Below are 2,124 nucleotides of genomic sequence, written 5' to 3'. Positions count from 1 at the left end.
ATTATGCAAGTACACTTGCCTTGGCTTGCTGTCTATTATGGCTGCCAATGTGGGTTGGCTGAATTATAAACAGCAAAGATCAACAGGCCCTAATACCGCTAAATCATATTTGTACTTTCGATTTGTAGGTTCAACCCGCCAAATTTTATGGCTGTATCGCTCTAAGGTATTACCAAATAAGTTTTGTTCTTGCTCATTAAGCTTATGGACGCTACCAATTTTTAACGTTTTAACCTGCCAGTTCAATTTCTTTTGCAGTTCTACACGCAGTATAGGTACTGCAAATGCTTCAAACAAATAGCCCGCCACTTTTTTTAGTGCTTTATGTTCAGTTTCACCAAAGTAAATATTGAACGTAAGCTGGCTATTGGTTTCATCTATTAAGGCTTTATTTAGTTGAGTGAGAATGGTGCCAGGAATCTCTTCGGCTATATCTGCGATTTCATGGCGGTTAAATTTATTAAATGCTCGTACTGAGGGTACAACATGATGGCCTCTTGCTTCAGCAAGCAAAGAGCAGTAATAACCACTCCCTAGATATTGCGCTTGGCGACATAAATTAATAACTCGGGTACGTTGTTTGTTCTTAGCGGACCATTTCAAGTATGCTGGTAAAGTCATTACGCCGTCATATTGATGAAATGGAGCCCAATCCTGTGCTTTGTCGACGACGATTATCAGCTTGGCCATTGTTGCTCCTATAATTTTGCTAAAGCATGTCGTGGTGTGACAAAAAAAGACAGCAAAGAAATCTGCACTACAAAAGTTAAATTTCTTGTTGGCTTTTCATTTGTTTAGCTGTTGTTATCCTAAACTTAGTTAAAAATCAGCCAAAGGCAACCATGAGTACCGTTATGGCATTAGTTCCAGTAAATCTGGCTTCGTTTTCTATTAGACATGCAAACTTAGCTGACGCTTCGGCATTATTTGCCTTAGAGCATAAGTGTTTTACTACAGACCGCATAAGTTTGCGCAGCTTTAAACGTTTTATCACAGAAAAGCGTAGCGACTTAATGTTGGTTGAACGTGACGGTCAGCTAGCGGGTTACTTTTTGCTGCTTTATAGAAGAGGTACCAGCTTGGCAAGATTATATTCTCTTGCTGTTGACCCGTTGTTGCGTAAGCAGGGCTTAGCAGAATATCTTATGTTGCAGGCTGAACATGCTGCAACTGCAAGGCGTTGCGTTTTGTTAAGGTTAGCGGTACGTTTTGATAACGCAGCCGCTATTGGCTTGTATCATAAACTCAACTATCACGAATTCGCCGTAAAACATGACTTTTATGAAGATAATTCTGATGCAATCTGTATGCAAAAACGGATTATTCAATTTGATAGTGAGTCTGTTAGCCGGCAAGTACCTTATATAGCTCAAACGACGCCGTTTACCTGTGGGCCAGCTTGCCTGCTGATGGTATTTAACTACTTTAAACCTAATCAGTTTGACCCTGCCTCTTTGGAAATCGACATCTGGCGTGAGGCAACTACTATCTTTATGACATCAGGTCATGGCGGTTGTGGTCCAAGAGGTCTAGCTTTAGCTGCGCACCATCGTGGTTTTCAGGTTGAGATTTACCTCAATAAAGATGGTCCACTATTTACTGACACCGTGCGTAGTGAAGTAAAAAAAGCTGTGTTACAGCGTGTACACGATTCATATCGTTTGAAGGTTGAGCAAAGTGGTATTCCTTTACACCTTTCCGAACTGAGCATCAGTCAGATTAAGCAACTACTTGCAGAAGATGCTTTATTGGTTGTGTTAATTAGTACGTGGCAATTCGATAAGAGCAAGGCACCACATTGGGTTGTGGTTTGTGCGGTGGATGAGCATTTTGTTTATATTAACGACCCCGACACTGAAGACATTCCCTGGCTATCTTCTGCTGAGCGTCAATATATTCCGGTCGAGCATGCCGTGTTTATGAAAGCGTTCAGTTACGGTAAAAACCGGCTTAAGGCTGCGATAGTGGTCAAAGCAAGAGAAAAGTAATCAATATTGCCTGCTTTTTTGCCGTTTTGTGCAATTAATCAGCGAACGATCTAAAAAGCTATGTTTTTATTAAATAACCCCTTGCACGAGTTTCAAAACGCCCTATAATGCGCGCCATGCCACGGGGTGCTGCAGT

At 41.3% G+C, this 2,124-nt stretch carries 2 protein-coding genes; one reads left to right on the top strand and one right to left on the bottom strand.

All coding sequences use genetic code 11. From position 1 onward, the window contains the following. Window positions 1–63: 63 nt before the first annotated feature. Entirely contained in the window at window positions 64–690 is a 627-nt protein-coding gene (locus tag H595_RS23075; protein ID WP_240474955.1) for a RimK-like ATPgrasp N-terminal domain-containing protein, read from the bottom strand. A gap of 164 nt (window positions 691–854) precedes the next feature. On the opposite strand from H595_RS23075, the gene H595_RS0119485 reads away from it, so the two are divergent. After that, on the top strand, window positions 855–1,988 hold the full coding sequence (locus H595_RS0119485; RefSeq protein WP_051220002.1) for a peptidase C39 family protein: 1,134 nt from the start codon (window positions 855–857) through the stop codon (window positions 1,986–1,988). Window positions 1,989–2,124 lie beyond the last annotated feature (136 nt).

Origin of the sequence: Rheinheimera baltica DSM 14885 (assembly GCF_000425345.1) — a bacterium.
Taxonomy (GTDB): domain Bacteria; phylum Pseudomonadota; class Gammaproteobacteria; order Enterobacterales; family Alteromonadaceae; genus Alishewanella; species Alishewanella baltica.
Note: the sequence above shows the minus strand (reverse complement) of the source record. Positions and strands in the feature narration are given on the sequence as shown.

Coding starts and splice junctions, on each gene's coding strand:
- H595_RS23075 (WP_240474955.1), bottom strand. CDS start 690: ATGGCCAAGCTGATAATCGTCGTCGACAAAGCACAGGATTGGGCTCCA.
- H595_RS0119485 (WP_051220002.1), top strand. CDS start 855: ATGGCATTAGTTCCAGTAAATCTGGCTTCGTTTTCTATTAGACATGCA.